At 56.9% G+C, this 23858-nt stretch carries 19 protein-coding genes; 9 read left to right on the forward strand and 10 right to left on the reverse strand.

What is annotated here, in order from left to right; all coding sequences use genetic code 11:
• Positions 1 to 4: 4 nt before the first annotated feature.
• The gene (locus tag CGLAMM_RS07585) at positions 5 to 1918 is read right to left on the reverse strand and encodes a peptidylprolyl isomerase (protein WP_394819838.1); all 1914 of its coding nucleotides are present in this window, start codon (positions 1916 to 1918) and stop codon (positions 5 to 7) included.
• A gap of 323 nt (positions 1919 to 2241) precedes the next feature.
• Here CGLAMM_RS07585 and secG point away from each other — a divergent pair, with 323 nt between their 5' ends.
• The 5 genes from secG to CGLAMM_RS07610 all read left to right on the forward strand — a co-directional run bounded on the left by secG (position 2242) and on the right by CGLAMM_RS07610 (position 7078).
• A complete protein-coding gene (gene secG / locus CGLAMM_RS07590; protein ID WP_394819839.1) occupies positions 2242 to 2577 on the forward strand; it encodes a preprotein translocase subunit SecG in 336 nt (111 codons plus the stop codon).
• Positions 2578 to 2652: 75 nt separating this feature from the next.
• Complete coding sequence (locus CGLAMM_RS07595) at positions 2653 to 4287, forward strand: CTP synthase (RefSeq protein ID WP_394819840.1); 1635 nt, start codon at positions 2653 to 2655, stop codon at positions 4285 to 4287.
• The gene (gene kdsA / locus CGLAMM_RS07600; RefSeq protein ID WP_418115530.1) at positions 4280 to 5131 is read left to right on the forward strand and encodes a 3-deoxy-8-phosphooctulonate synthase; all 852 of its coding nucleotides are present in this window, start codon (positions 4280 to 4282) and stop codon (positions 5129 to 5131) included. The genes CGLAMM_RS07595 and kdsA overlap by 8 nt, the downstream gene beginning before the upstream one ends.
• 231 nt (positions 5132 to 5362) lie before the next feature.
• Complete coding sequence (eno, locus tag CGLAMM_RS07605) at positions 5363 to 6640, forward strand: phosphopyruvate hydratase (RefSeq protein ID WP_394819841.1); 1278 nt, start codon at positions 5363 to 5365, stop codon at positions 6638 to 6640.
• A 219-nt stretch (positions 6641 to 6859) separates the two neighbouring features.
• Positions 6860 to 7078, forward strand: a complete 219-nt coding sequence (locus CGLAMM_RS07610; protein ID WP_319807487.1) for a septation inhibitor protein — start codon at positions 6860 to 6862, stop codon at positions 7076 to 7078.
• A gap of 68 nt (positions 7079 to 7146) precedes the next feature.
• Here the strand turns inward: CGLAMM_RS07610 and rpmG are convergent, their stop codons facing one another.
• Positions 7147 to 7314: a 50S ribosomal protein L33 gene (rpmG, locus tag CGLAMM_RS07615; RefSeq protein WP_319807488.1), complete on the reverse strand. Its 168-nt coding sequence runs from the start codon at positions 7312 to 7314 to the stop codon at positions 7147 to 7149.
• 226 nt (positions 7315 to 7540) lie between these two features.
• Here rpmG and lexA point away from each other — a divergent pair, with 226 nt between their 5' ends.
• A complete protein-coding gene (gene lexA / locus CGLAMM_RS07620; protein ID WP_394819842.1) occupies positions 7541 to 8239 on the forward strand; it encodes a transcriptional repressor LexA in 699 nt (232 codons plus the stop codon).
• A 22-nt stretch (positions 8240 to 8261) separates the two neighbouring features.
• On the opposite strand, the gene CGLAMM_RS07625 is transcribed toward lexA, so the two are convergent.
• From CGLAMM_RS07625 to uvrC, 3 genes are all read right to left on the reverse strand, one after another.
• Positions 8262 to 8807 carry a hypothetical protein gene (locus CGLAMM_RS07625; protein WP_394819843.1) on the reverse strand — a complete coding sequence of 182 codons (546 nt, stop codon included), beginning with the start codon at positions 8805 to 8807 and terminating at the stop codon, positions 8262 to 8264.
• A 77-nt stretch (positions 8808 to 8884) separates the two neighbouring features.
• Positions 8885 to 9481 carry a CDP-diacylglycerol--glycerol-3-phosphate 3-phosphatidyltransferase gene (gene pgsA, locus CGLAMM_RS07630; protein WP_394819844.1) on the reverse strand — a complete coding sequence of 199 codons (597 nt, stop codon included), beginning with the start codon at positions 9479 to 9481 and terminating at the stop codon, positions 8885 to 8887.
• 87 nt (positions 9482 to 9568) lie between these two features.
• Positions 9569 to 11452, reverse strand: coding sequence for an excinuclease ABC subunit UvrC (gene uvrC, locus CGLAMM_RS07635; protein ID WP_394819845.1), 1884 nt, complete (start codon positions 11450 to 11452; stop codon positions 9569 to 9571).
• Between the two features lie 544 nt (positions 11453 to 11996).
• On the opposite strand from uvrC, the gene CGLAMM_RS07640 reads away from it, so the two are divergent.
• Positions 11997 to 12791 carry an exodeoxyribonuclease III gene (locus CGLAMM_RS07640; protein WP_418115531.1) on the forward strand — a complete coding sequence of 265 codons (795 nt, stop codon included), beginning with the start codon at positions 11997 to 11999 and terminating at the stop codon, positions 12789 to 12791.
• A gap of 73 nt (positions 12792 to 12864) precedes the next feature.
• On the opposite strand, the gene CGLAMM_RS07645 is transcribed toward CGLAMM_RS07640, so the two are convergent.
• Entirely contained in the window at positions 12865 to 13590 is a 726-nt protein-coding gene (locus CGLAMM_RS07645; protein WP_394819847.1) for a response regulator transcription factor, read from the reverse strand.
• Positions 13591 to 13752: 162 nt separating this feature from the next.
• On the opposite strand from CGLAMM_RS07645, the gene CGLAMM_RS07650 reads away from it, so the two are divergent.
• Positions 13753 to 14292 (forward strand): L,D-transpeptidase family protein, encoded by a 540-nt coding sequence (locus CGLAMM_RS07650; protein ID WP_394819848.1) that lies wholly within the window; start codon positions 13753 to 13755, stop codon positions 14290 to 14292.
• On the opposite strand, the gene CGLAMM_RS07655 is transcribed toward CGLAMM_RS07650, so the two are convergent.
• The 4 genes from CGLAMM_RS07655 to clpB form a co-directional block, all read right to left on the reverse strand.
• The gene (locus CGLAMM_RS07655) at positions 14284 to 16170 is read right to left on the reverse strand and encodes a cation:proton antiporter (RefSeq protein WP_394819849.1); all 1887 of its coding nucleotides are present in this window, start codon (positions 16168 to 16170) and stop codon (positions 14284 to 14286) included. The genes CGLAMM_RS07650 and CGLAMM_RS07655 overlap by 9 nt on opposite strands.
• A 101-nt stretch (positions 16171 to 16271) precedes the next feature.
• On the reverse strand, positions 16272 to 17564 hold the full coding sequence (locus tag CGLAMM_RS07660) for an RsmB/NOP family class I SAM-dependent RNA methyltransferase (protein WP_418115532.1): 1293 nt from the start codon (positions 17562 to 17564) through the stop codon (positions 16272 to 16274).
• A 23-nt stretch (positions 17565 to 17587) separates the two neighbouring features.
• A complete protein-coding gene (guaB, locus tag CGLAMM_RS07665) occupies positions 17588 to 19090 on the reverse strand; it encodes an IMP dehydrogenase (protein ID WP_418115533.1) in 1503 nt (500 codons plus the stop codon).
• Between the two features lie 212 nt (positions 19091 to 19302).
• A complete protein-coding gene (gene clpB / locus CGLAMM_RS07670) occupies positions 19303 to 21906 on the reverse strand; it encodes an ATP-dependent chaperone ClpB (RefSeq protein WP_394819850.1) in 2604 nt (867 codons plus the stop codon).
• A 323-nt stretch (positions 21907 to 22229) separates the two neighbouring features.
• Between clpB and CGLAMM_RS07675 the strand changes: the two genes are divergently transcribed.
• The gene (locus CGLAMM_RS07675) at positions 22230 to 23726 is read left to right on the forward strand and encodes a sugar porter family MFS transporter (RefSeq protein ID WP_394820102.1); all 1497 of its coding nucleotides are present in this window, start codon (positions 22230 to 22232) and stop codon (positions 23724 to 23726) included.
• Positions 23727 to 23858 lie beyond the last annotated feature (132 nt).

The raw sequence follows: 23858 nt of genomic DNA on the forward strand, positions 1-23858 counted from the left end.
TCCGTTACGAACCTTCACCGCTGAGGACTTGATTGAGCAGAGGCTGATTGATGTGCATCTTCGCCCGCTCAGCGGCCTGCTGCCGGAACGTATTGATGACATCCTCCTGCAAACCGCGATCCGCCATTTTCTGCAATGCCTTGCGCGCCTCATGCGCGCCCACCGGATCGGCGGGGAGCGATGTCACCGTGAACACTCTGTAAGTCCCGTCGACGTCGATCATCGCCGTCTCACCCATTTTGGTCTGGAGGACGGCATAGGGTAGCGCCCCGTGAGTCTGCTCAGCCGACTGGACGGTGACATACTGCCCGGCTTCGATTTGTGGGCCGCCCGGGCCGGACACCGCCACATGCGACACGCCGCCCTTCTCTTTCGCCTGCGTCAGGAAAGCCGTGGCCGCAACGTTGAGTGCGCGGTTTGAGGCATCTTCCTGATAGGCTTTCAGCACGGCATCGCGCGATTCCCTGAAGGATAATTGCCGCCCCGGCTCGACCTTATCGAGCTTGATGACAAAGGCGCCGCCATCCGGCAGGGCGACGAAACGCGGCGGGGCGTTGATTTTCTGGCTGAAAATCGCCTTAATGATGGCTTTGCGTTCCGTCTCATTTCCCGGGATGGGCGCGTCATCGCCTGATTTCGTCTTACCTTCCCGCGTCAGCGCACCTTCCGCGGGGCGCGCGCCGATTTCTGCGGGGATGTGGTCAAGGCTCGTGTCACCCGCGACAATATCCTGAAGTTTCGCCACTTTATCAGTAAGCTGATTGACCGCCTCCTGCATGCGGATCTCACTGGCCAGCCCTTCCCTGGCGTCGTCCAGGCTCACGTGATGGGCGGGCGTCACTTTAGAGACGCGAAACACGATCCAACCACCGGGTGAGGAAATCGGGCCTGTAACAATATCCGGCGCGGCGGCGAAGGCGGCTTTGGCAAGCTCCGGCGCCGGGATGGCGCTCTGGGGGATCTGGGACAGCACGTCGGCGATGGCGCCTTTCGACTGTTTCAGCACATCCTGCCATGAAGCGCCATCCCGCCAGGCTTTGGCAATGGAGTCAATCTGCGCGCGATCTTTCGACATGACATAGGCGATATCACGCCCTTCGGGCCGGTCGTACATCGCCTCGCGACTGTCATAGAGTGCCTTGATCTGCGCATCGGACGCGGTGATGGCGCTTTGCAATGTGGAAGCATCGAGCAGAATGATCCGTGCATGACGGAATTCCTGCGTCGTGTAATCCCAGGGGTGGTTGTCGTAATATCTCTGCAAAGTGGCTTCATCGGCCGCAAGTTGGGGGCTGCCGCCCGCCGCTTTGCGGAAAGTCGCCACGTCGTAAACGTGACGCTGCGACATATAATCGGCAAACCGCGCCACGATGGCATGGGGCGCCGTGATGTTCCGGGCCATGGCCATGCCCAGAGTCAGATTTTCCACTTCCCGGCGGACAATGTCGATAAAGGCCGGCTCCGTCATCTGCGCGTTGCGCAGCCAGTTATGAAAGCGGTCGGCGCTGAAATGATGCTGCTCATCCTGAAAAGCAGGGATGGAAAAAACCTTATCCCGGATGATCTTATCCGGCACGACCATCCCCTGCGCGTGCGCCAGGGCCTGCATCGGCAGCTCATTCAGCTCGGACTGGAAGACAACCTGCCTTAAATGCCGCTTTTCCGACGCCGAGAGATTATCCCCGGGACGATGGCCCATGGCCTGGGCGATGCGGTCCCCCATCAATCGCACGCGCGCTTCGTAATCCTGAAGTGAGATTTTCGATGAGCCTGCCATGGCGAGGACGTTCGGGTCATCATAAGCTGGTTTCAGGAAGACGTCATTGGCGCCCCATCCGATGAATGCGACAAAAATAAGCAACGCGATGATGCGGCCTATCCATGAGTCAACAACGAGGTGTCTGAGCGTGGTGATCATTCTGTCGATTATCCCGCTGAAGCTGAAAGCCTTAAGGCGCTCCCTATAAAGGGCGAAAAGATATTAGACCAGCCTTAAAGGCCGCAGAGACCCCGCCAGCACCTCACGGTCGCCCGTCATAATACCATATTGACCGCTTACCCTCCTAGCCCGGTCCGCGCGGTGCGTGTGTCGGCGTAAGCACCTTCCGCCGCGCGGCGGATGACATTATCATGATCTCATCGTATATTACGGGGCAGAGCGCCGGACGGGCGGCGCTTCAGGCGGTGGTCGCAAGCCTTGCCGAATTCCTGACACTGACATTTAGGTAAAGAAACTTACTGATGACGACCATTCTGCTTATCATAAATGTGTTCGTGACCATTGCCCTGATCGGGGTGATCCTCATCCAGCGGAGTGAGGGGGGTGGTCTCGGGATCGGGAGTGGTCAGGGTATGGGCTCCTTCATGTCCGGCAGGGGCACCGCCAATCTTCTGACGCGCGCAACCGCGATTCTTGCCGGGTTGTTCATGGTGCTCTGCCTTGCACTTGCCTATCTTAATCAGGGTGCTGCCGGTCATCATGCTGGCGATTCGATATTGGGGACCGCCCCTTCCACCTCAACTTCCCTGCCTGAAAATCCGGCACCGGATTTCCCCGCCGGGAAGCCTTCGAGATAGAGTGAGGCATTTTTAAAGCATGGTCAGGGGCTTCCATCTTCTATTGATCACCAAAGCGTTGTAGGACAGCCCTCCATGACGAAATTTGTTTTTATCACCGGTGGTGTTGTTTCCTCTCTTGGCAAGGGCATCGCTTCAGCGGCCCTGGCGGCTCTTTTACAATCCCGCGGCTATTCCGTCCGTATGCGCAAGCTGGACCCTTATCTCAATGTTGATCCGGGGACGATGAGTCCCTATCAGCATGGTGAAGTCTTCGTTACAGATGATGGCGCCGAGACAGATCTCGATCTCGGGCATTATGAGCGTTTCACAGGTGTGCACGCGGCCTGTGCAGATAATGCGACAACCGGGCGGATCTATTCCGACGTAATCGCGCGGGAACGTCGGGGTGATTATCTCGGCGCGACCGTGCAGGTGATCCCGCATATTACGGACGCCATCAAATCCGCCATCGTGTCCGGGACGGAGGATTATGATTTCGTCCTCGTCGAAATTGGCGGCACAGTGGGTGATATTGAGAGCCTGCCATTTCTGGAAGCCATACGTCAGTTGCGGAACGACCTGGGACATGCGCAGACCATGTGCGTGCATCTCACGCTCCTGCCCTACATCCCCGCAGCGGGTGAATTGAAGACAAAGCCCACCCAGCATTCGGTAAAGGAACTCCAGAACGTCGGTATTCAGCCGCAAATGCTGATCTGCCGTTCCGACCGGCCCATTCCATCGCAGGAACGGCACAAGATCGCGAATTTCTGTAACGTCAAGCCGGAAGCCGTGATTGCCGCGCTGGATATTGACACGATCTATGCCTGCCCGCTTTCCTACCATGCGGAAGGGATGGATGATGAGATTCTGCGCTATTTCGGACTCCCGGCCGATCAGACGCCTGACCTTCGTCAGTGGGAGAAGATCGTTGACGCGATTCGAAACCCCTCCGCCACGGTGCGCATCGGTATTGTCGGTAAATATACCGCGTTGCTTGACAGTTATAAGTCGCTGATCGAAGCCCTCCTTCACGGCGGCATCGCGAACAATGTGCGTGTCCAATTGGAGTGGATCGAGGCCGAAAACCTCGAAAAATCCGGCGCGACCGCGGCGCATCTACGCCAGTTACATGGCATTCTTGTGCCAGGTGGTTTCGGGCGGCGCGGATCTGAGGGGAAGATCGCCGCCGTGCGTTATGCGCGTGAAAAATCCGTGCCTTATTTCGGGATCTGCTTCGGGATGCAGATGGCGGTTATCGAGTGCGCCCGCACCCTGGCCGGCATATCGGACGCGTCCTCCACCGAATTTGGTGCGACGTCGGAGCCCGTTGTCGGGTTGATGACGGAATGGGCGCGCGGTGATGAAATCATGAAACGGCGAGAACAGGGTGACCTGGGTGGCACCATGCGCCTGGGCGCCTACCCGGCAAGCCTCACGCCGAAATCCCGTATCGCGGAGATTTACGGGGAAACCACCGTGCGGGAGCGTCACCGTCATCGCTATGAGGTGAATGTGCATTATCGCGATGCCCTTGAGGCGACGGGGCTCCGTTTCGCCGGGATGTCACCTGATGGCGTCTTGCCGGAGACAATCGAATATCCTGACCACCCATGGTTTATCGGCGTGCAATATCATCCTGAATATCTCTCCAAACCCTTTGCCCCTCACCCGCTTTTCGCTGGCTTTATCGAGGCGGCCGTTAAAAGGATGAAAGAAGATGCGTGAAATCGATCTTGATGGTGTCAGAATTGGCAACCACCTTCCTTTCACGTTGATTGCCGGGCCGTGCCAGATTGAATCGGCTGACCACGCCATGATGGTCGCGGAAAAATTGACGGAAATCTGCAAAACACTTTCCATCGGGCTGATTTACAAAAGCTCCTTCGACAAAGCGAATCGTACGTCGCTCAATAGCAAGCGCGGTGTCGGGATGGAGAAAGGGTTGCAGATCCTCGCGGATGTGAAAGCCCGATTTGGGTGCCCTGTCCTGACCGATGTCCACGCACCGGACCAATGCGCACGTTCCGCTGAATATGTGGACGTCCTGCAAATACCCGCATTTTTATGTCGCCAGACGGACCTCCTCCTGGCGGCGGGTAAAACGGGTGCCGCGATCAATATAAAAAAAGGGCAGTTTCTTGCCCCCTGGGACATGGAGAATGTCGCGGCCAAAATCGCCTCGACGGGCAATGAGCGCCTGATGCTGTGTGAGCGCGGCACGAGTTTCGGATATAACACGCTGGTCAATGACATGCGTGGTTTGCCCATTATGGCGCAGACAGGTTACCCGGTCGTGTTTGATGCCACCCATTCCGTCCAGCAGCCGGGCGGGCTTGGCGGCGCGTCAGGCGGACAGCGGGAATTTGTCGCCCCCCTCGCCGCCGCATCGGTGGCGATCGGCGTGGCGGCCGTGTTTATAGAAACACATGAAAATCCCGATCTGGCCCCCAGTGATGGGCCGACCATGGTGCCGCTTTCTGAAATGAAAACCCTGCTTGAAACATTGAGCCGTATCGACCGCCTCGTCAAAACGCAGCACCAGGCGGACGGGGCCGTGACGCGCGGCTGAGAATTCCATGCGGTGCAACAGGTTCTGAGGTCGGGACGTGACGCCTACCCGACTTGTAACGCAATCGTAAAGAGCGCAAATGTCAAGAAACGGCAAGTTGTGATGATAGTGGCGACGCACCGTATATTTTTCCATGTCATTATTCTCTAAATATCTCTTAACTGGTTGACATGAGGGCCAACAGGCGCACTTGTGTTGCGCAAAGATTTCAAACTCAAAGGGAGCATCATCGTGAGCGCCATTATCGATATCGTTGCGCGGGAAATTTTAGACAGCCGCGGTAACCCGACGGTTGAAGTTGACGTAGAACTCTCCTCCGGCGCGAAAGGTCGTGCGGCCGTTCCCTCAGGTGCGTCAACCGGTGCGCATGAGGCCGTTGAGCTGAGAGACGGAGACGAGTCACGACATTATGGTAAAGGCGTCACGAAAGCCGTTGCCTTCGCAAATAATGAGATCCGTGAATTACTTCAGGGTGCTGAATCGTCGGATCAGATCGCGATCGACAATGCCATTAAAGACCTTGATGGCACGAGTAACAAGGCCCGTTTCGGCGCCAACGCTATTTTGGCCGTCTCCCTGGCCGTTGCAAAGGCCACCGCGATTGAGCTTGAAGTCCCGCTATATCGTTACTTGGGCGGCGTAAACGCCCACATCCTTCCCGTCCCGATGATGAATATCATTAATGGCGGTCAACATGCTGACAACCCGATCGATATTCAGGAGTTCATGATCCAGCCGATCGGGGAAAAGTCCATGTCCGATGCCGTGCGTATGGGTGCCGAAATCTTCGCCTGTCTTCGTAAAAATCTCGCCAAATCCGGCCATAATACGAATGTAGGGGATGAAGGTGGTTTCGCGCCAAATCTCAGATCTGCCGAAGAGGCACTGACATTTATCAGTCAGTCTGTCGAGGCGGCGGGTTACCGCCTGGGGGAGGAAGTCACGATTGCGCTCGATTGCGCGGCAACGGAGTTTTTCAAAAACAATCATTATCATCTGAAGGGTGAAGACAAGGTTCTGGATGCTGACGGTATGATCAATTATCTGGCGGATCTTGTCGCGCAATTCCCGGCAATCAGGTCGATTGAAGACGGGCTTGCGGAGGATGATTGGGAAGGCTGGGCTGAAATGACACGCCGCCTCGGTGATAAGATTCAACTCGTCGGAGATGATCTCTTCGTCACCAATACAGAGAGACTTGCCAAAGGCATCCAAAGCAAAACGGCAAATGCGGTCCTGATCAAACCCAATCAGATCGGCACGTTGACGGAAACGCTCGATGCCATGGAGCTAGCGCACAGGAATGGTTATAAATGCGTCATGAGCCATCGCTCAGGTGAGACGGAAGACACAACAATCGCTGACCTCGCCGTCGCGACGAATTGCGGCCAGATCAAAACAGGTTCTCTCTCCCGTTCGGACCGTATCGCCAAATATAATCAGTTGATCCGTATTGAGAGTGAGCTCGATACGGCCGGTTTTTATGCGGGTCGGTCCATCTTTAAATAAAGTAAAGAGCGCAACTTTGGCCTTATTGTGAAATAATGCCCAGGTTGCGCGTTAAAACTTTGAGCAGCAAAGTATCGGCTTAACGCTGCCTCTCCAACTGGTCAGAATATGCAGGCGCAACGACACATACGTCGGTTTTTTCGGTTGGTTATACCGCCAACTGTTTTTTTGGGACTTACGGCGTATTTTTGCTGGAATGCGCTGCAAGGCGACCATGGTATGCGCGCTTATGAGGCGCGCCTTGGGCTCAAGCGGAAAGCCATCGCCTCTCAGAAAGCTGCTGAGGATGAGTATGTTTTGTGGCAGCAGCGCATCAACAGTTTAAGTGAACGCGCTTTGGATGCGGATCTTCTTGATGAGCGTTCCCGTGCGATGCTGAATCTCACAGAGAAAAACGAACTCGTGATCCCTTACGGTAAAAACGACCGGCTCTACTGATGTGACCGGACGTCAAGCAGCACAGATCCGACCCGAGCGAACCCGGATCGGGCGGTGTGCCAACCCGCTTACTTGATTTTTGCTTCCCGGAATGTGACGTGCTTACGGACGACCGGGTCATATTTCCGCACTTCCATCTTGCCGACGGCGGAGCGCGCATTCTTCTTTGTCACGTAGAAATATCCGGTATCCGCTGTCGAAACGAGACGAATCTGGATGACGTTTGTCTTAGCCATGTGATCCTCAACACAGTGTCGGTGTGCCCCACGGTCAAACATGGTGGCATCGTCAGATTGCGTGCATAAATGCTTTGAAGTGGGCGCGACGTCAAGCTTTAACGTAAGCGCCAGCCTGAAAACAAAAATATTCCTTACACGCTTGCGTAATACGGCCACTAATTTTAAAAAGAACAAAATGGAAACAGAAGCGCCGCGTTGCGTTTCCATCCCAGCGAGGGTCACGATGCTTACACGGAAACAACACCAGCTTCTCACTTTCATAGATGACTATCTCCATCGGACGGGATTCTCTCCGTCATTCGATGAGATGAAGGTCGCGATCGGCCTTCATTCCAAATCCGGCATTCATCGTCTTGTGACGGCGCTGGAGGAGCGCGGATTTATCAGGCGCCATCACCAACGTGCCCGGGCACTCGAAGTCCTGAAATCCCCTCCCCGGCCCGCTGGTAAAATTGTTCCGCTGACGCCCCACGGCCTTCAAAGCCGGGAGAATGTGTCCCCGCCTGTCCCCACCGCCTCTGCAAAACCTCCATTGACCGGGTCCGTCGAAATTCCGGTTTATGGCCGTATCGCTGCCGGCGTCCCGATAGAAGCGGTGAAGGACACGGGCGAGACGGCAATGGTGCCGGCCAGCATGTTGGGTAGAGGGCAATATTATGCCCTTATCGTCGCTGGAGACTCGATGGAGGGTGCCGGCATCATGGATGCGGACACAGTCATCATCCAGGAGACGCCGAGTGCAGAGAATGGCCAGATCGTCGTCGCGCTGATTGATGGTGAGGAAGTGACCTTGAAGCGTCTGCGGAAGCGCGGCCCATCCATCGCGCTGGAGGCCGCCAATCCACGCTACGAAACGCGTATTCTCCCAGCGGAGCGCGTCACAATTCAAGGTGTGCTGACGTCACTGCTGCGGAAATATTAATCCGCGCGAAAGGCGGTGATGCTCAATTCTTTCTGGTTTTGCGGATCGACACCGTACCGTCGGGCGCAATCAAAGTGGAGGTGCCGTCCCCATTCGGGATCTCGACAACTCCGCTCTCCTGCTCAATATATTTTTTTGACGGATCAATAACAGGCTGCGTCGTGATCGCTTCCGGCGTGCGCATCACGCCGTGTTTCACCGCAAATTCCTCACCGATACTGACGCGACTTCCCTCTTGAAATAGGGCGTCATCTTCCTTCCGACCGGATGCCATGCGACCGAAATAGCTGTTCGGGTCATCGAGCGTTTTCGCGATGGATTGAGAAGAGCGGGAGACATCCCGAAGCGAGGGAAGCGGGTCAGGCGCGCCGGGCCAGATATCGCCACCTTCGGGCAGGAGAGGAAGTTCGGAAACCGGGGCGCCCGTCACCTTTGCCAAGGTCTCTGACCGACCTGCGGGGAGGTTGGGGTTGGCACCCGGGAGAGAAATCGTGTCATGAAAAAACGTGCCGAGGCCCGAACAGCCGCCAAGGAAGAGCGGCGTGACGACGAAGAGCAGTTTTCTCATTAACGAAATCCTCGGCCCATTAAGGGAATGATCACTTCAAACCGTTTATCAGATGTCGAATTTTTGTCCAATCACCCTCATCGGCTCAATCGTTCCCGGTTTGTCACGCCGAGCATATATGTCACACCGGTTGTCAGATAGCGCCACCCACTGAGGACCGTCGGGATGACGGAGAGCCATAACATCAGTGCCCCTAATTGCAGGGCAGAGCCGAATGACGTGACCTGCCACGCGCCATTGGCGCTTCCGGCCATAAGAAACCCGATCGCAATCATCTGGATGCCGGTTTTCCATTTGGCGAGGCGGGAAGATGGGAGTGTCTGGTCCTGGCTGGCCATATATTCCCGCAAACCACTGATCAGAATTTCACGTATCAGAATGATAATGGCCGCGAAGACGGAGCCCTCCACCAGCCGACCATACCCGGCCAGCGCCATCAGCAACGCGCCGACAAGAAGCTTGTCCGCGATCGGGTCCATCATCCGGCCGATTTCGGAATTCTGCTTCCACCGCCGCGCCAGCATTCCGTCAAAGTAATCCGTGACACAGGCGATAATATAAATGACACATCCGACAGCACTGGCCGCATTGTTCTGCAACGCGATACTGACAACCAGGAAGGGGATTGTCGCGATTCGCGTCAAAGTCAAAAGGTTCGGAAGGTCAGTCAGCATCACAGGCCCTCGACGTTGGAGTTTCGCTGATACCATGAAAACGCGGTAAAGCCACCTTGAGACCGGGCCAACACGGATTTTTTTGACTCATATTTCGGTGTCGGGATGGAAATGGGAAAAAACCAGGCGTGCCGTCTCCATATTAATGCCTTTCGCCTGAGTCAGTTCCGCCAAACCAGCCTGCTTGACCGCACGTGCCGAGCCGAAATGCGCCAGGAGCGCTTTCTTCCGAACAGGGCCGATCCCCTCAATGCGGTCCAGCTCAGACTTACGGATCGCGCCGGAGCGGCTGGCGCGGTGGGTCGTGATCGCGAAACGATGCGCTTCGTCACGCAGGCGCTGGAGATAATAAAGGACCGGGTCCTTCTCCGGGAGCTGAAATGGGGGCTGGTCATCCGTGAAAAACCATTCGCGCCCAGCATCCCGATCCGGCCCCTTGGCGATCGACACGAGTTTGACCCCCTCAACACCGAGCTCCTCCAAGACTTTTCTGACAATATTATATTGTCCCTGCCCGCCATCAATCAGCAATATATCCGGCATCCGCGCATATTTGCGGCTGGCCTCCGCGTCATTGGTTTTACGGAAACGACGTTCCATGACCTCCCGCATCATGGCGTAATCATCACCGGGCGTCAGGACCGATTTGATGGAGAATTTCCGATAGTCACGCCGGTGAAATCCCTCCGGGCCGCCGACGATCATCACCCCATAAGCATGGCGGCCGGAAATATGGGAGTTATCATAGACCTCAATCCGCTCAGGCGGCGTTTCGAGACGAAAGACCCTTGCCGTCTCACTTAAGAGATGCTGTGTGCCGGCACTCTCAGCCAGACGCCGACCAAGGGCCTCGCGTGCATTCTGTTCCGCATGGAGGACGACACTGCGCTTCTCACCGCGCTGCGGCACCAGGATTTCCACGCGGTGCCCCGCCGCTTTCGACAGGGCGCTGGCCACGAGGGTCGGTTCACTGAGCGGTTGATTCAGGAGGATAAGTTCCGGCGGGGGCTTGCTATCGTAAAATTGCAGCAGAAACGCGGAGAGAATGTCCGCCTGGCTCTCCTCGTCCGTCTGAACGGGAAACAGGGCGCGATTGCCATTATTACGACCGGCCCGGATGAAAAACACCTCAACGCAACATTGTCCCGCATCCTGCCAGATTGCGAAAATATCCGCATCATGGAGGGAGGCGGGGTTGATAACGCCCGAATCCTGCAAGCCGGAGAAGGCCCGGATACGGTCGCGGATCATTGCGGCGCGCTCATAATCCTGCGCCTGGGCCGCTTCCGCCATCTCCGTCGCGAGGGTTTCCCGCAAATGGGTGCTTTTACCCGACAGAAACTGGCGCACTTCTGCCACCAGGACGCGGTAATCCTCCTGCGTGATGCGGTCAACGCAAGGGGCGGAGCAACGCTTGATTTGATAGAGCAGACAGGGGCGCGTCCGCGACGCCATCTCGCTATCGGTGCAGGAGCGCAGCAGAAAACTCTTCTGGATCAGGTTCAGAGTCTGGTTGACAGACCAGGCTGAGGCGAAAGGCCCCCAATAGGTCACGTCCTTTTTAGGCTTGCCCCGTTGTTTACTGACCTGCGGGAAAGGATGGTTTTCCGACAGCATGATCCACGGATAGGATTTATCGTCCCTCAGCAGGATGTTGAAGCGTGGCTTCATCCGCTTGATGTAATTCGCCTCAAGCAACAGAGCATCCGCCTCAGATGCCGTTGTGACGATCTCCATCTGGCGCGTCATGGACACCATGCGCGCCAGCCTCTCCGGCAATTGCGCCGCACGCGTGTAGGATGTCACACGGTTTTTGAGGTTGAGCGCCTTCCCGACATAAAGCACCGCGCCTTTTGCATCGAGCATGCGATAAACGCCGGGCGATGTCGGGATCGTCTTCAGTGCCGCACGGATGGCGGTGACCCCGCTTTCCAGTTCCGCCGCTGTTATCTTGACGCCGCTAATGCTCATCGACCTGGCCGAACCCTCAATTGAAGCAAGCGCACGAAGTGCTGTGAACGTTCCATCACCTTCTCCAAAACTTCATCCACCGATCCTGTGGAAAACTCTGTGGGATAAAACTTGGTAGATTGACGGAAAGCGCTTCCTAGCAGGTTTTGCATCGATTTGCCTAAAAATTAATCACACTCTGCTAACATATTGATTTTCAAACAAAATAGGCAAAGTTAAAAAATTTGCCTTACGTAGAATGAACGTTTCAGGACCACTCTTACCCTGTTGCGCTTCGGGCGTGGACAATTCTCAATAATAATCGCTTTACCGCGTGAGGAAGGGCAATATTCACGCCTCTATACCTGTTCATTGCCCTGACCTGGCGAGGATGCTTCCCGACAAATCATGCTCATTTATCCTGATTACCGTCTCCTCGAACGGTTGAGATCACAGGGCGCCTTGCTACAGGGACCGGGCGCTTATGCCGCATCCTGCGCAAGGCGAATGCACGTGGCCAACTTCCCCCCTTGCGTGAATGGTTTATTTACGCCAATCAGGGCCAATGCGCATCATGACCTGGAACATCAACTCCCTTCGGCTGAGATTACCGCTCCTCCAGCAGATCGTCATGCGCGATCAACCGGATATTCTCTGCCTGCAGGAGACAAAAGTCACGGACGACCTCTTTCCGGCAGAATCCTTGACGGCGCTCGGCTTTGAATACCAGCATTTTACCGGGATGAAGAGCTATAACGGCGTCGCCATTCTTTCCAGGACGCCTTTCATCCGTGTGTTAGAGACACCCATTTGGTGCGAAAAATCCGATTGTCGCCATAATGCCGTTGAAATTGGCGACGCTTCGAAGCCGATCACCATCCATAATTTCTACGTGCCCGCGGGTGGTGATATTCCCGACCCGGTCGAGAACCCGAAATTCGCCCATAAGCTGAGATTTCTCGATGAGGTGACGGCGTGGTTCGCCGCCCATCGTCCGGAGCGCGCCATCCTTGTGGGGGACCTCAATACCGCGCCGCTTGAACAGGATGTCTGGAGCCACAAGCAATTGCTGAATGTGGTCTGCCACACCGAGCCGGAAGTCAGACGGCACGTGGCGTGGCAGAATACCGGTTTCACCGACGTGATGCGCGTCATGGTTCCCGCCGATCAGAAACTCTATACATGGTGGTCTTACCGGAATCGCGATTGGGCCGCGTCTGACCGTGGTCGACGCCTGGACCATATCTGGGTTTCAGACGATATCGCGGCCCGATTTGAGACCATGCGCGTCCTGCGCGATATCAGAGGTGCGGCAGGTCCGTCCGACCACGTGCCCGTTTTTGCAGATATCGCCCTGTAAATAAAATAAGGGTGCCGCGCCTCTATTTAACGGCGCGGCTGCACCCTCAAACCCTTTATCGTGTCCAGCAGCATCAGGTAACGCGCAGGGGACGCGCCGAAGGTGCTGTAACGAGGCGATACCCGCCCGTCTCCGTAACCAGAATTGACGCCTGAGCAGGGTCGGGTTCGATTTTCTGACGCAGGCGGTAAATATGCGTCTCAAGCGTGTGGGTCGTCACAGCCGCATTATAACCCCATACTTCATTCAGCAGGATCTGCCGCGCGATCGGCCGTGCCCCGGCCCGATAGAGAAATTTGAGGATCGCCGCCTCTTTTTCAGTCAGGCGAATGCGGCGGCCACTCCGCTCATCATGGAGGAGTTTCGTTGAGGGGCGGAATAAATAGGGCCCGATACTGAAAACAGCGTCCTCACTGCTTTCAAACAACCGAAGCTGGGCGCGGATTCGTGCGAGGAGTTCCGCCACGCGGAAGGGCTTTGCGATGTAATCATTCGCGCCCGAATCGAGGCCGCGGATCACGTCCCCTTCTTCATCAGATCCTGTCAGCATCAAAATCGGGACTCGGACCCCGTCCTGACGAAGCTGTTTGCAAAAGTCACGTCCATCGCCGTCCGGCAAAGTGACGTCCAGGAGGATAATCTCGACACGCGCGCTTTCTGAAGAAATGAACGCACTTGCCTGTGCAATTGTCGATGCTTGAGAAAATTCGAACTCCCCTTCCTGCCGAAGCTGTTCGATAAGGAGTGAGCGGAGCGAGTCATCATCGTCGACAAGCAAAACGGAGCGTAAACCAGGCATTAAAAACCTTCTCAACCTTTTCAGGTGGCAAAACAAAATGATCAGCGCCACCTTGCACCTTATGTTAACTTCAATAATGAGATTTGACTAGGAAGTTTAATATTCTCCTCATGTTACATCCTGTTCATGTCCTATCAAGCACATTGCAGATGAGGATAAAAAGTGACGACGCGACAAAGTTTTCGATTTTTTCACGACAATTACGCGCATTTACGGACTCGGTATTGCCGGTCGCGCCTCTTCCATAGGGGGCATGTTTTTCCGGCTTCCATTGGGGAAAATGGTTTGACGGACTGCAAAAGCGAGGGTGATCTCGCGACTCCAGTGGGCATTCTGCCTCTGCGGCGCGTATTTTACCGTGCGGATCGGGTCCACCCCCCGGAGACAGATCTGCCCTGCCGCGCCATCAGGCCGGAAGATGGCTGGAGTGACGATCCCGGAAGCTTAACTTATAACCGCCTCATCCAGCGGCCCCACACGGCGCGCCATGAGACGCTTATGCGGGATGACCATGCTTATGACATCGTGGCCGTGCTGGGTTGGAATGACGACCCGCCAAGGCCCGGACAGGGCTCAGCCATTTTTCTGCATCAAAAGCCGCAGAGCGGCGTGACAGCTGGGTGCATCGCCCTCTCACCACGTGATCTGCGTCATTTCCTCAGTTTGTATCCGAGGGGTATTATCGTCCACCCGTCAAGATGACGCGCCCTCATCCTGCGCGCCGCTCCCTCCCCGCATTTCCTCCGACGTGGATGGCGGGTCCAGGATTTCTTCAGCGCTCAATATATTTTGCGGGACAAAACTGAAAAGCAGATCGCCCGTTCCCGGTTTCAGCTTCGGGCCGTCTTCTGTCGAGTAAATGGTGATCGACACGCCCTTCTTGACGTAAAAAAGGTCCAGTCGCTCTGTATTCACCCCGATGGAAGGCAAAAGGGCCTCATCCACAATGAAACATCTGAAGCGCCAATTCTTTTTGTAAAGCGTTTCGAAAAGACTGTAATTCCACGACGGTTCACCCATCAGGCGGCCCCGCGCATCGCGGGAGAGTCCGTGATGAAAATCCATACGCGACACGCCCGGACTGATCTGGAAAACACGCTGACGCCCCATATCGGGGGCGAGGTGGGCGCATATCAAACCGTTATAAATCGCATCCGGCGTGGCGGCGATTAGATAATCACCGGGCCGCTCTTCCAAGGCCTCCTGCCCGAAGGGCGATAATACCTCAGCCCGCAAGGTGGGCACGCCATTCCTTGCAGCGGGCATCAGGGCGGTTGAGCGATAATCGACAAGAAGGACGGGAAGTTTCTCCCGATGCACGGTGGCGGCGAGGTTGCTCACCCAGGGTGAAGCACCGACCAGCATGAGGACAGGCTCATTGGATAATGTCAGGCCCAGCACACGCGCCAGCGGGCGCAATGAAAACCCGTGGAAGATCATCGTGCCGCCGATGATCGCAAAAATGGCGGGCATAATGACATCCGCGCTGCTGTAACCGGAATCCGCGATACGTAGCCCCGCCGCGCCAGCCACCGCGGCGGCGACGATGCCGCGTGGCGCGATCCACGCGACAAAGAGGCGTTCCTGCCAGGTCAGGTCGGAGCGAATGGTTGAAAGCAGGATGGCGACGGGCCGCACGACAAACAGAACCGTCAGCATCAGCGCAACGATGGAGAATGACAGGCGCGTCAGCACGTCCCGTTGAAGATCAGCCGTCATGAGGATGAACAGCACGGCAACGACGAGTGAGACAAGCGCCTCCTTGACCCGCCGCAATTGCGCCATGCCTGGCACATGCAGATTGGTCAACGCCATGCCGAAAACGGTTGCGCCAATCAGCCCGGCACCTTCCATGAAAGTCGTGCACAGCGCAAAGATCAGCAATGCCAATGTCAGGAGGAGCGGGGTTTTGAGTGTCTCCGGCATCAGGTCCCGCACAAAAAGCGCGCGCACGCCATAGGCGGGCAGGATACCCGCCGCGACGGAAAGGGCGGAGGAGGCCAGCAGGTCCGGGAGGGTCAGGCGCAGAAAGCCCTGCGTCCCGATCGGCACGGGCGCAACGACGATTTGCAGCACAACGGCGGCGAGGATGGCGCCGATCGGGTCATTGATGATCGCCTCCCATCTGAGGAAAGCGGCGACCCGCGTGCTGAGCTTGTTGAGGCGCAAAAGCGGCAACACGACGGTGGGGCCCGTCACGGTGATGATCGCGCCGAAAAGGGCGGCCACCTCCCAATCCATCTTTCCGACTTCGTAGGCAGCAGCCCAGCCAAGCCCCCAACTGAGCGGCAGGGCGAGGAAGATCAAACGCTTAACGCCGTCACCCGCCTTCTGCAACTGGCGGAAATCGAGGAGCAGGCCCCCTTCGAAAACGATAATGGCGACCAGAGACGAGACAAGGGGTCGGAAGAGCCAGCCCAGCGATTCTGATGGATGCAACACGCCCAGTCCCGGCCCGAAAGCCAATCCGAGGCAGAAAAGTATGACAATGGCGGGTAATTTGAAGCGCCACGCCACCCACTGGGCCGCGACACCGGCGCCGAGTGTCAGGCATAATCCTATCAGAATCGCAGTGGCCATGAATTCTACCGTCCTTCAATGACACGCTAATAGCGTCAAGAGTCTGATTTTAAACGTAAAAATCTGTCATTACAGCATAGGCCGTTCGGCCCGCCGCGCGCTTACGCGTCTTTTCTTACCAGAGTCGCGGCGAAAAAACCGTCCGTATGGTTTGCCGCGGGCGTCAGGCTGAATTGCGTCTCTCCGCGCAGAACGGGCGGAAGGTGCGTAGCTTCCGGCGCGATCAATGAGAAGGATTCATGGCGCTGACAAAATGCAGCAATCTGATCCTCATTTTCCGCCGGTAGAAGGGAGCATGTGGCGTAAACAAGGCGCCCGCCCGGACGGACGAGCCGCGCGGCTGTGTCGAGGATCTGCGCCTGCTTGGCAACGAGTTCCTCAATGTCATTTTCCGACAGGTGAATCCGCGCATCGGGATTACGCCGCCAGGTGCCGGAGCCGGAGCATGGCGCGTCCACCAGCACGCGGTCAAAACGACCTTCCCGCCTTTTGACCCATTTATCACCGGATGTGAAAACATGACGCTCAACATTATGGACGCCGGCCCGCCTCAGCCTCTTGACGGCACCTTCCAATCGCGGTGAGGAAACATCGCAGGCGGTGATATGTCCACGATTTTCCATGAGCATGGCGAGGGCCAGCGTCTTGCCGCCCGCCCCTGCACAGAAATCAACGATCCTTTCCCCCGGCTGCGGATCAACACAGGCCGCGATAAGCTGGCTGCCCTCATCATGGATTTCGACCAGACCGTCCTTGAAGGCGGCTGTCGCAGTAACGGACAGGCGCGACGGGGCGCGTAGGCCCCAAGGGGATAAAGGCGTTTCGGTAACGTGAATCTGCTCATCCGCCAGGTTTTTCTTGGCGGAAGCCCGATCAGATTTCAGGAGGTTCACCCGAAGGTCAAGCGGTGCGGGCGCATCCATGGCGCGCATCTCTTCTTCCAGCCGGTCACCGAAACGCGCGACCAAGGTGGCTTCCAGGAATTTCGGGTATTCCAGCCGCACATCCTGCGGCATGGCGTCATCGTCCAATGTGCGCCCGGCCAGGGCCTCCAGCCCTCGCGCCTCCCGTGTGGATAAGGGGGATTGCGCGAAGCGATCCCCATCGAAAAGACGCGCCACATCCGCCACCGCCTCACCGGAGAAAATCAGCGAGGCGGCGCAGAGGAGACGGGGGGACGCGCCGCCATCAATGGGGGCCAGGTGCCAATGCAGGCGCTTCCACTTGCGCAGGACGTCCCAAACAATCGCGGAGATTGCGCGCCGGTCACCGCCACCAATAAAGCGTCGGTCTCGGAAGAACTGGTTGGCTGTGGCGTCAGCCGGGCGGCGTGGATGATTTTCGATCGCGCAGAGGAGATCAATGGCAGAAGATAAACGTGCTTTAGGGGTCATGACGCTACCCCTAACCTTTTTTCTTAATCCTGGCGATAGTTCGGCGCTTCACGGGTGATCTTGACGTCATGGACGTGGCTTTCCCGCAAGCCGGCATTGGTGATCCGCCGGAATTTGGTATTTTTCTGCAAGTCGGCGATTGTCGCGGCACCTGTGTAACCCATACCGGCCCGCAAACCACCAACAAGCTGATGCACAACGGCGGCCATACCCCCCTTATAAGGCACCTGCCCCTCTATCCCTTCCGGCACGAGCTTCAACGCGTCCTTGACTTCCTGCTGGAAATAGCGATCAGCCGAACCACGCGCCATCGCGCCCAGCGAGCCCATGCCGCGATAACTTTTATAAGACCGTCCCTGATAGAGGAAGACCTCACCGGGGCTCTCCTCACATCCCGCGAGGAGGGAGCCCACCATAACGGCATCTGCCCCGGCGCCGATCGCCTTGACGATATCGCCCGAGGTGCGGACGCCACCATCCGCGATGGCGGAAATCCCGCTTTCATGGCAGGCCAAGGCGGTTTCCATCACGGCGGAGAATTGCGGCACGCCGACACCCGCTACCACGCGCGTGGTGCAGATGGAGCCGGGACCGATCCCGATTTTGACGCATTTCGCACCGGCTTTGGCCAGGGCCATGGCGGCTTCCGGGGTTGCGACATTGCCACCGATAATCTGCACGTCAGGATAGCGGTCTCGCAAGGCGGCCACAGTATGCAGCACGCCAGCGGAATGGCCATGCGCCGTATCCACGACTATGACATCAACGCCGGCCTCGATCAACGCGGCGGCGCGCTTCAGTCCGTCATCGCCGACGCCAATCGCGGCCGCGCAGCGCAGGCGGCCCATTCCGTCCTTGATCGCGAGCGGGTGGGCCTCCGACTTATCCATATCCTTGACCGTGATCAGCCCGATGCAGCGATCGTGATCATCCACCACAAGCAATTTTTCGATACGATGTTGATGGAGGAGCTCCCGCGCTGTCGCCGCATCGGTTCCATGACGCACCGTGACAAGGTTTTTATGGGTCATCATGTTTTTGACCGGTGTGGTCGGGTCGGAGGTAAAGCGCATATCCCGGTTGGTCAGGATACCGACCAGCTTCCCCGTTTTTTCCTGCACCACGGGCAGGCCGCTAATGCCATGACGTTTTGTGATGGCGAGCACATCTGCCAGGGTCTGCTCCGGGCAGACAGTGACCGGATTGACGACCATCCCGGACTCAAAGCGCTTGACGCGGCGGACATGCTCTGCATGGTCTTCATTGCTGAGATTTTTATGGATGACGCCCATCCCGCCCTGCTGCGCCATCGCGATGGCCATAAGATCTTCCGTCACTGTATCCATGGCGGAGGAAAGTAACGGAATTTGCAGCTCAATTTCCGGCGTCAGCTTGGTGCGGGTGGACGTCTGGGCGGGGAGGACATTGGATTCGGCGGGCTCGATCAGCACATCGTCAAAAGCGAGGGCCTCACGGATGCGGCCGGCGAGTTTGTCGTGCCCCGATCTCGACGATTTATTATCCATAATAGCTGACTCTCCCGCATCAATTCCCGGGAAGCCAGCGGCTCCCCACCGTTGACGCGTCCTCATAAACGATTCTGACCCCGTTTGTGAAGAGAATTGTCGAAATTCAGACGGCAATGAAAAGAGATGATCGTGAAATCTTCATGCAGCCGCGCCGCCCGGACGGCCGCGACCTCTCACATCGCGGCCGCCAAAATCTTCCGACCCGGCTTTTACAACGCGGAAGCCGACTCTCCCGCAATGGTCAGGCCCTTCCCGTCAGCGTCAACCTGCACAGTTTCCCCATCTGCAATGCGCCCCTCAAGCAAAAGCCCGGCAAGCGTATTCTGCAAGGTGCGCTGTATCACGCGCTTAAGAGGGCGCGCGCCGTAAATCGGGTCATAACCCGCATCCGCGAGCCATTCCATCGCTGCCTCGGAGAGCTCAAGCGACACATGACGCTCTGCCAGTAATTGCCGCAGGCGTGAGAGCTGGATGTCGACGATCTGACGCATATCCGCGCGTTGCAGCCGGGCGAAAAGCACAATCTCATCAAGACGGTTCAGAAATTCCGGCCGGAAATGATTGCGTACAACCGCCATCACCTGGGCTTCGACAAGGTCAGGCGCCTCGCCCTCATCCTGCTTTGCCAGGATGTCGGAACCGAGATTGGAGGTCAGGACGATAATCGTATTGCGGAAATCAACAACGCGCCCCTGCCCATCCGTCAGGCGGCCATCATCAAGGACCTGAAGAAGGATATTGAAAACATCCTCATGCGCTTTTTCCACCTCATCGAAAAGGATCACCTGATAAGGGCGACGCCGCACCGCCTCCGTCAAGGTGCCGCCTTCCTCATAACCGACATAGCCGGGGGGCGCGCCAACCAGTCGGGCGACGGCGTGCTTCTCCATATATTCGCTCATATCGATGCGGAACATGGCGCGATCATCATCAAAGAGGAATTCCGCCAGCGCCTTCGTCAGTTCCGTTTTGCCAACACCGGTCGGGCCGAGGAAAAGGAAGGACCCAATCGGGCGATGCGGGTCCTGCAAACCGGCGCGGGCACGGCGTACGGCATTGGCGACGGCTTTTAACGCGGGCTCCTGCCCGACGACGCGGCGGCGCAGCGCATCTTCCATACGGAGGAGTTTCGCACGCTCCCCTTCCAGCATTCTATCAACCGGCACTCCCGTCCAACGTGAGACGACGGAAGCAATGCCCTGATCGGTCACAGCCTCACTTACCATACCGCTCTGCGCTGAAGCGGATTCATTTTCCTCCCGGGCCTTGTTGATCTGCTGCTCAAGCCCCGGAATGACGGCATACATCAATTCGGAGGCGCGACCGAGATCCCCCTTGCGTTGCGCCACTTCAATTTCTGAACGTGCCTGGTCCAGTTGCTCCTGCAGTTTCTGCACCTGATTGACGCGGTCTTTTTCGGCGTGCCAGGTCGCGCTGAGCTGGTCCGACTGCTCCTGAAGGTCAGCGAGTTCAAGCTCCAGCTTTTCGAGGCGCTCCCGGCTGGCATTGTCATCTTCCTTCCGGATCGCCTCACGCTCGATTTTGAGCTGGATGATGCGGCGATCAAGTTCGTCCAATGCTTCCGGCTTACTGTCAATCTGCATTCGCAAGCGGCTCGCCGCCTCATCAACAAGGTCGATCGCCTTATCAGGTAGAAAGCGATCCGTGATGTAACGGTTGGAGAGGGTGGCCGCCGCGACGAGCGCATTATCCGTGATGCGCACACCGTGATGCAGCTCATATTTCTCTTTTATACCGCGTAGAATTGATATCGTATCCGCGACGGAAGGTTCCCCCACGAAGACAGGTTGGAAGCGTCGGGCCAGGGCCGCGTCTTTCTCGATATATTTTCGATATTCATCCAATGTCGTCGCGCCGATACAATGCAGTACGCCGCGCGCCAGTTCAGGCTTGATCAGGTTCGAGGCGTCCATCGCGCCGTCTGAGCGACCCGCGCCGACCAGCGTGTGCATTTCATCAATGAAGAGAATGACCTGCCCCTCGGCGCTTTCAATCTCCTTTAAGACGGCTTTCAGGCGCTCTTCAAACTCGCCGCGATATTTCGCGCCCGCGACAAGGGCGCCCATATCGAGGGAGAGGAGTTTTTTATTCCTCAAAGCTTCTGGCACATCTCCATTGACAATTCGGAGTGCAAGCCCCTCCACGATCGCCGTTTTACCGACGCCGGGCTCTCCGATCAGAACCGGGTTGTTTTTCGTGCGGCGCGCCAGAACCTGAATGGTGCGGCGTATTTCCTCATCCCGGCCAATCACCGGGTCAAGCTTGCCGGATTGCGCCACCGCGGTGACGTCGCGCGCATATTTTTTCAGCGCGTCGAACCCGGCCTCTGCATTGGCGCCATCCACGACACGGCCGTTGCGCAGCCGCGCCACCGCGGCTTCCAACGCTGCCGCTGTGACATTGGCGGCTTTCAGAACCTTCGCTGAAGGTGAGGCGGATTTGGCGATTGCGACAAGAAGGCGATCCTGCGCCACAAAACTGTCGCCAGCGCGCTGCGCATCTTGTTCCGCCTGGTCAATCACGCGTGCGAGGTCCGGCGTTAATTGGGGCTGGCCGGCCCCCTCACCCTGCACTTTGGGAAATTTTGCGATGACTTCATCAATGCCAGCCAGCGCTTTTGCCGGGTCGCCGCCTGCAGCGCGGATCAGCCCGGATGCCGCGCCCTCCGGGTCATCCAGCATGGCTTTGAGGAGATGTTCCGTTGTGAGTTGCTGATGATATTCCCGCAACGCAATCGTCTGCGCCGCCTGAAGAAACCCGCGACATCTTTCCGTCAGTTTTTCGATATTCATGATCTTCTCCTTTGCCCCTCAAGCGGCAGCATGGTTTGAGCCCGACATCCCGCCAGCGGCGATGCCGGATTTCAATGATAAATGTGGCGTCCTCAGGGCGTTTTCGCAAGTCTTCAGGTGCGATCTGGTCCCTCTAATGAAACATTTCTCATTATCATTCCGTTTCCGTTTTTTTTATTTTCCTGCGCTTTTTGAATAACGGATTTCCGATTATCTTTTCTTGTTTCATGAGGGTCGCAACCATCATTTTTGCTTTTAAACAAATTTTCAGGTTATGATATGTCGGATTGATAACTGCAGAGGGATGCCGCGCCACGATGCCCATGAATGAAGACAATGCCGAAACGCAGGAATATCAAAATCTTACGCCGGAAGAAGCACTGAAAGCCGCTGAAGCAGCGGTGCATCATGTTGAGATCTCATCAAGCGCAAAGATCATGCTGGGCCTGACGGCCTTTGTCGCGGCGATTTGTGGGGGTCTCTACGGTTACGACACGGGCATTATCTCCGGCGCGCTGCTTCTCATCACCTCCGATTTCCATCTGAATAGCGGCATGCAGGAGCTGGTGGCGTCGTCCATCCTGATTGGCGCGGTGGTGGGCGCCCTTCTGGCCGGGTCCATGTCTGAAAAATATGGGCGTCGTTTTACCGCAACCATTGTCAGTGCCGTTTTTGTGTTGGGTGCCATTGCCTGCAGTTTCGCGCAGAGCGTCACGCAGCTGATTATCTTCCGTGTCTTTCTCGGTCTCGCGGTCGGCGGGTCGACGCAGGTTGTGCCCATGTACATTTCGGAACTCGCACCAGCGGGGCGGCGGGGCAATCTTGTGACGATGTTCAACGTCGCGATTGGCATTGGTATCCTGCTTGCCAACATTATCGGTTTCGCCGCCCGCGATGCCTGGGGTTGGCGCCCGATGATCGGACTCGCGGCGATCCCGGCAGGTTTCGTGTTTCTGTGTCTGCTCTTCCTGCCGCGCAGTCCACGCTGGACAGCTGAAAATGAGGGCCTCAAATCGGCGATTGCTGAATTAAGCCGCATCCGCACGTCAAAAAAGGCCATTTTGCGCGAAATCCGAGAAATGCATGAAATTGCTGAAAGCACGGACCCGCTTGATAAAGGCTGGCGCGGCCTGGCTCAGCCCTGGGTGCGCCCCGCCGTGATTGCGGCTTTGGGTGTCGCCTTCTTCACGCAGGTGGGCGGGCTGGAAATGATGATTTATTATGCGCCGACATTTCTGCACGATGCCGGGTTCGGTAAAAACTCCGCCCTGCTGGCCTCACTGGGTGTGGCCATCACATATTGCATCATGACATTCCTCGGTTGTCTCACGGTTGACAAGATTGGTCGGCGTCGCCTCATGTTGATTACGGGGCCGATTTCCGTGTTAAGCATGATCGGGCTTGGTGTTGTCTTCTCCATGCATCCGGCTGAAGGCAGTGTCGGGGCGTGGCTTGTGATTTTCTTTCTGCTCAGCTTCATGGCCAGCAATTCGATCGGGATTCAGATCTGCGGCTGGTTGACGGGTGCGGAGATGTTCCCCCTCTGTATGCGCGGCCAGGCGACAAGCCTGTTTGCGGCAACATTGTGGGGTGCGGACCTTCTCGTGACCATCACAGCGCTGACACTCGTCCAGCTTGTCACATTGGGCGGCGCGATGTGGGTCTACGCGGCGGTGAATGTTCTGACCGTGCTCTTTGTGTTCCGCTTTGTGCCGGAGCTCTCCGGTGCGTCGCTGGAGGATATTGAATATGCGCTGCGCAAAAAACGTTTCGCGCCCCGCAAGGGCCATACGCGCATCGTGGATGCCAGCGATCTTTAAAAAGCGGCTCTCACCACGATAATTTGAAACGGGTCGCGCATCAGCCGACCCGTTTTTTTTCGCCTAAATGAAAAAAATGACAGGGGAACTGCCTTTCAAAGTCGCTGTTGAATCCGTGACGCATCCGTCACA

Source organism: Sorlinia euscelidii, from assembly GCF_036452135.1.
Taxonomy (GTDB): Bacteria; Pseudomonadota; Alphaproteobacteria; order Acetobacterales; family Acetobacteraceae; genus Sorlinia; species Sorlinia euscelidii.

Coding starts and splice junctions, on each gene's coding strand:
- uvrC (WP_394819845.1), bottom strand. CDS start 11,452: ATGAGCATTAGCGGCGTCAAGATAACAGCGGCGGAACTGGAAAGCGGG.
- kdsA (WP_418115530.1), top strand. CDS start 4,280: ATGCGTGAAATCGATCTTGATGGTGTCAGAATTGGCAACCACCTTCCT.
- CGLAMM_RS07640 (WP_418115531.1), top strand. CDS start 11,997: ATGCGCATCATGACCTGGAACATCAACTCCCTTCGGCTGAGATTACCG.
- CGLAMM_RS07675 (WP_394820102.1), top strand. CDS start 22,230: ATGAATGAAGACAATGCCGAAACGCAGGAATATCAAAATCTTACGCCG.
- CGLAMM_RS07595 (WP_394819840.1), top strand. CDS start 2,653: ATGACGAAATTTGTTTTTATCACCGGTGGTGTTGTTTCCTCTCTTGGC.
- clpB (WP_394819850.1), bottom strand. CDS start 21,906: ATGAATATCGAAAAACTGACGGAAAGATGTCGCGGGTTTCTTCAGGCG.
- CGLAMM_RS07655 (WP_394819849.1), bottom strand. CDS start 16,170: ATGGCCACTGCGATTCTGATAGGATTATGCCTGACACTCGGCGCCGGT.
- CGLAMM_RS07660 (WP_418115532.1), bottom strand. CDS start 17,564: ATGACCCCTAAAGCACGTTTATCTTCTGCCATTGATCTCCTCTGCGCG.
- CGLAMM_RS07625 (WP_394819843.1), bottom strand. CDS start 8,807: ATGAGAAAACTGCTCTTCGTCGTCACGCCGCTCTTCCTTGGCGGCTGT.
- guaB (WP_418115533.1), bottom strand. CDS start 19,090: ATGGATAATAAATCGTCGAGATCGGGGCACGACAAACTCGCCGGCCGC.
- pgsA (WP_394819844.1), bottom strand. CDS start 9,481: ATGCTGACTGACCTTCCGAACCTTTTGACTTTGACGCGAATCGCGACA.
- CGLAMM_RS07645 (WP_394819847.1), bottom strand. CDS start 13,590: ATGCCTGGTTTACGCTCCGTTTTGCTTGTCGACGATGATGACTCGCTC.
- rpmG (WP_319807488.1), bottom strand. CDS start 7,314: ATGGCTAAGACAAACGTCATCCAGATTCGTCTCGTTTCGACAGCGGAT.
- lexA (WP_394819842.1), top strand. CDS start 7,541: ATGCTTACACGGAAACAACACCAGCTTCTCACTTTCATAGATGACTAT.
- CGLAMM_RS07610 (WP_319807487.1), top strand. CDS start 6,860: ATGCGCGCTTATGAGGCGCGCCTTGGGCTCAAGCGGAAAGCCATCGCC.
- secG (WP_394819839.1), top strand. CDS start 2,242: ATGACGACCATTCTGCTTATCATAAATGTGTTCGTGACCATTGCCCTG.
- CGLAMM_RS07585 (WP_394819838.1), bottom strand. CDS start 1,918: ATGATCACCACGCTCAGACACCTCGTTGTTGACTCATGGATAGGCCGC.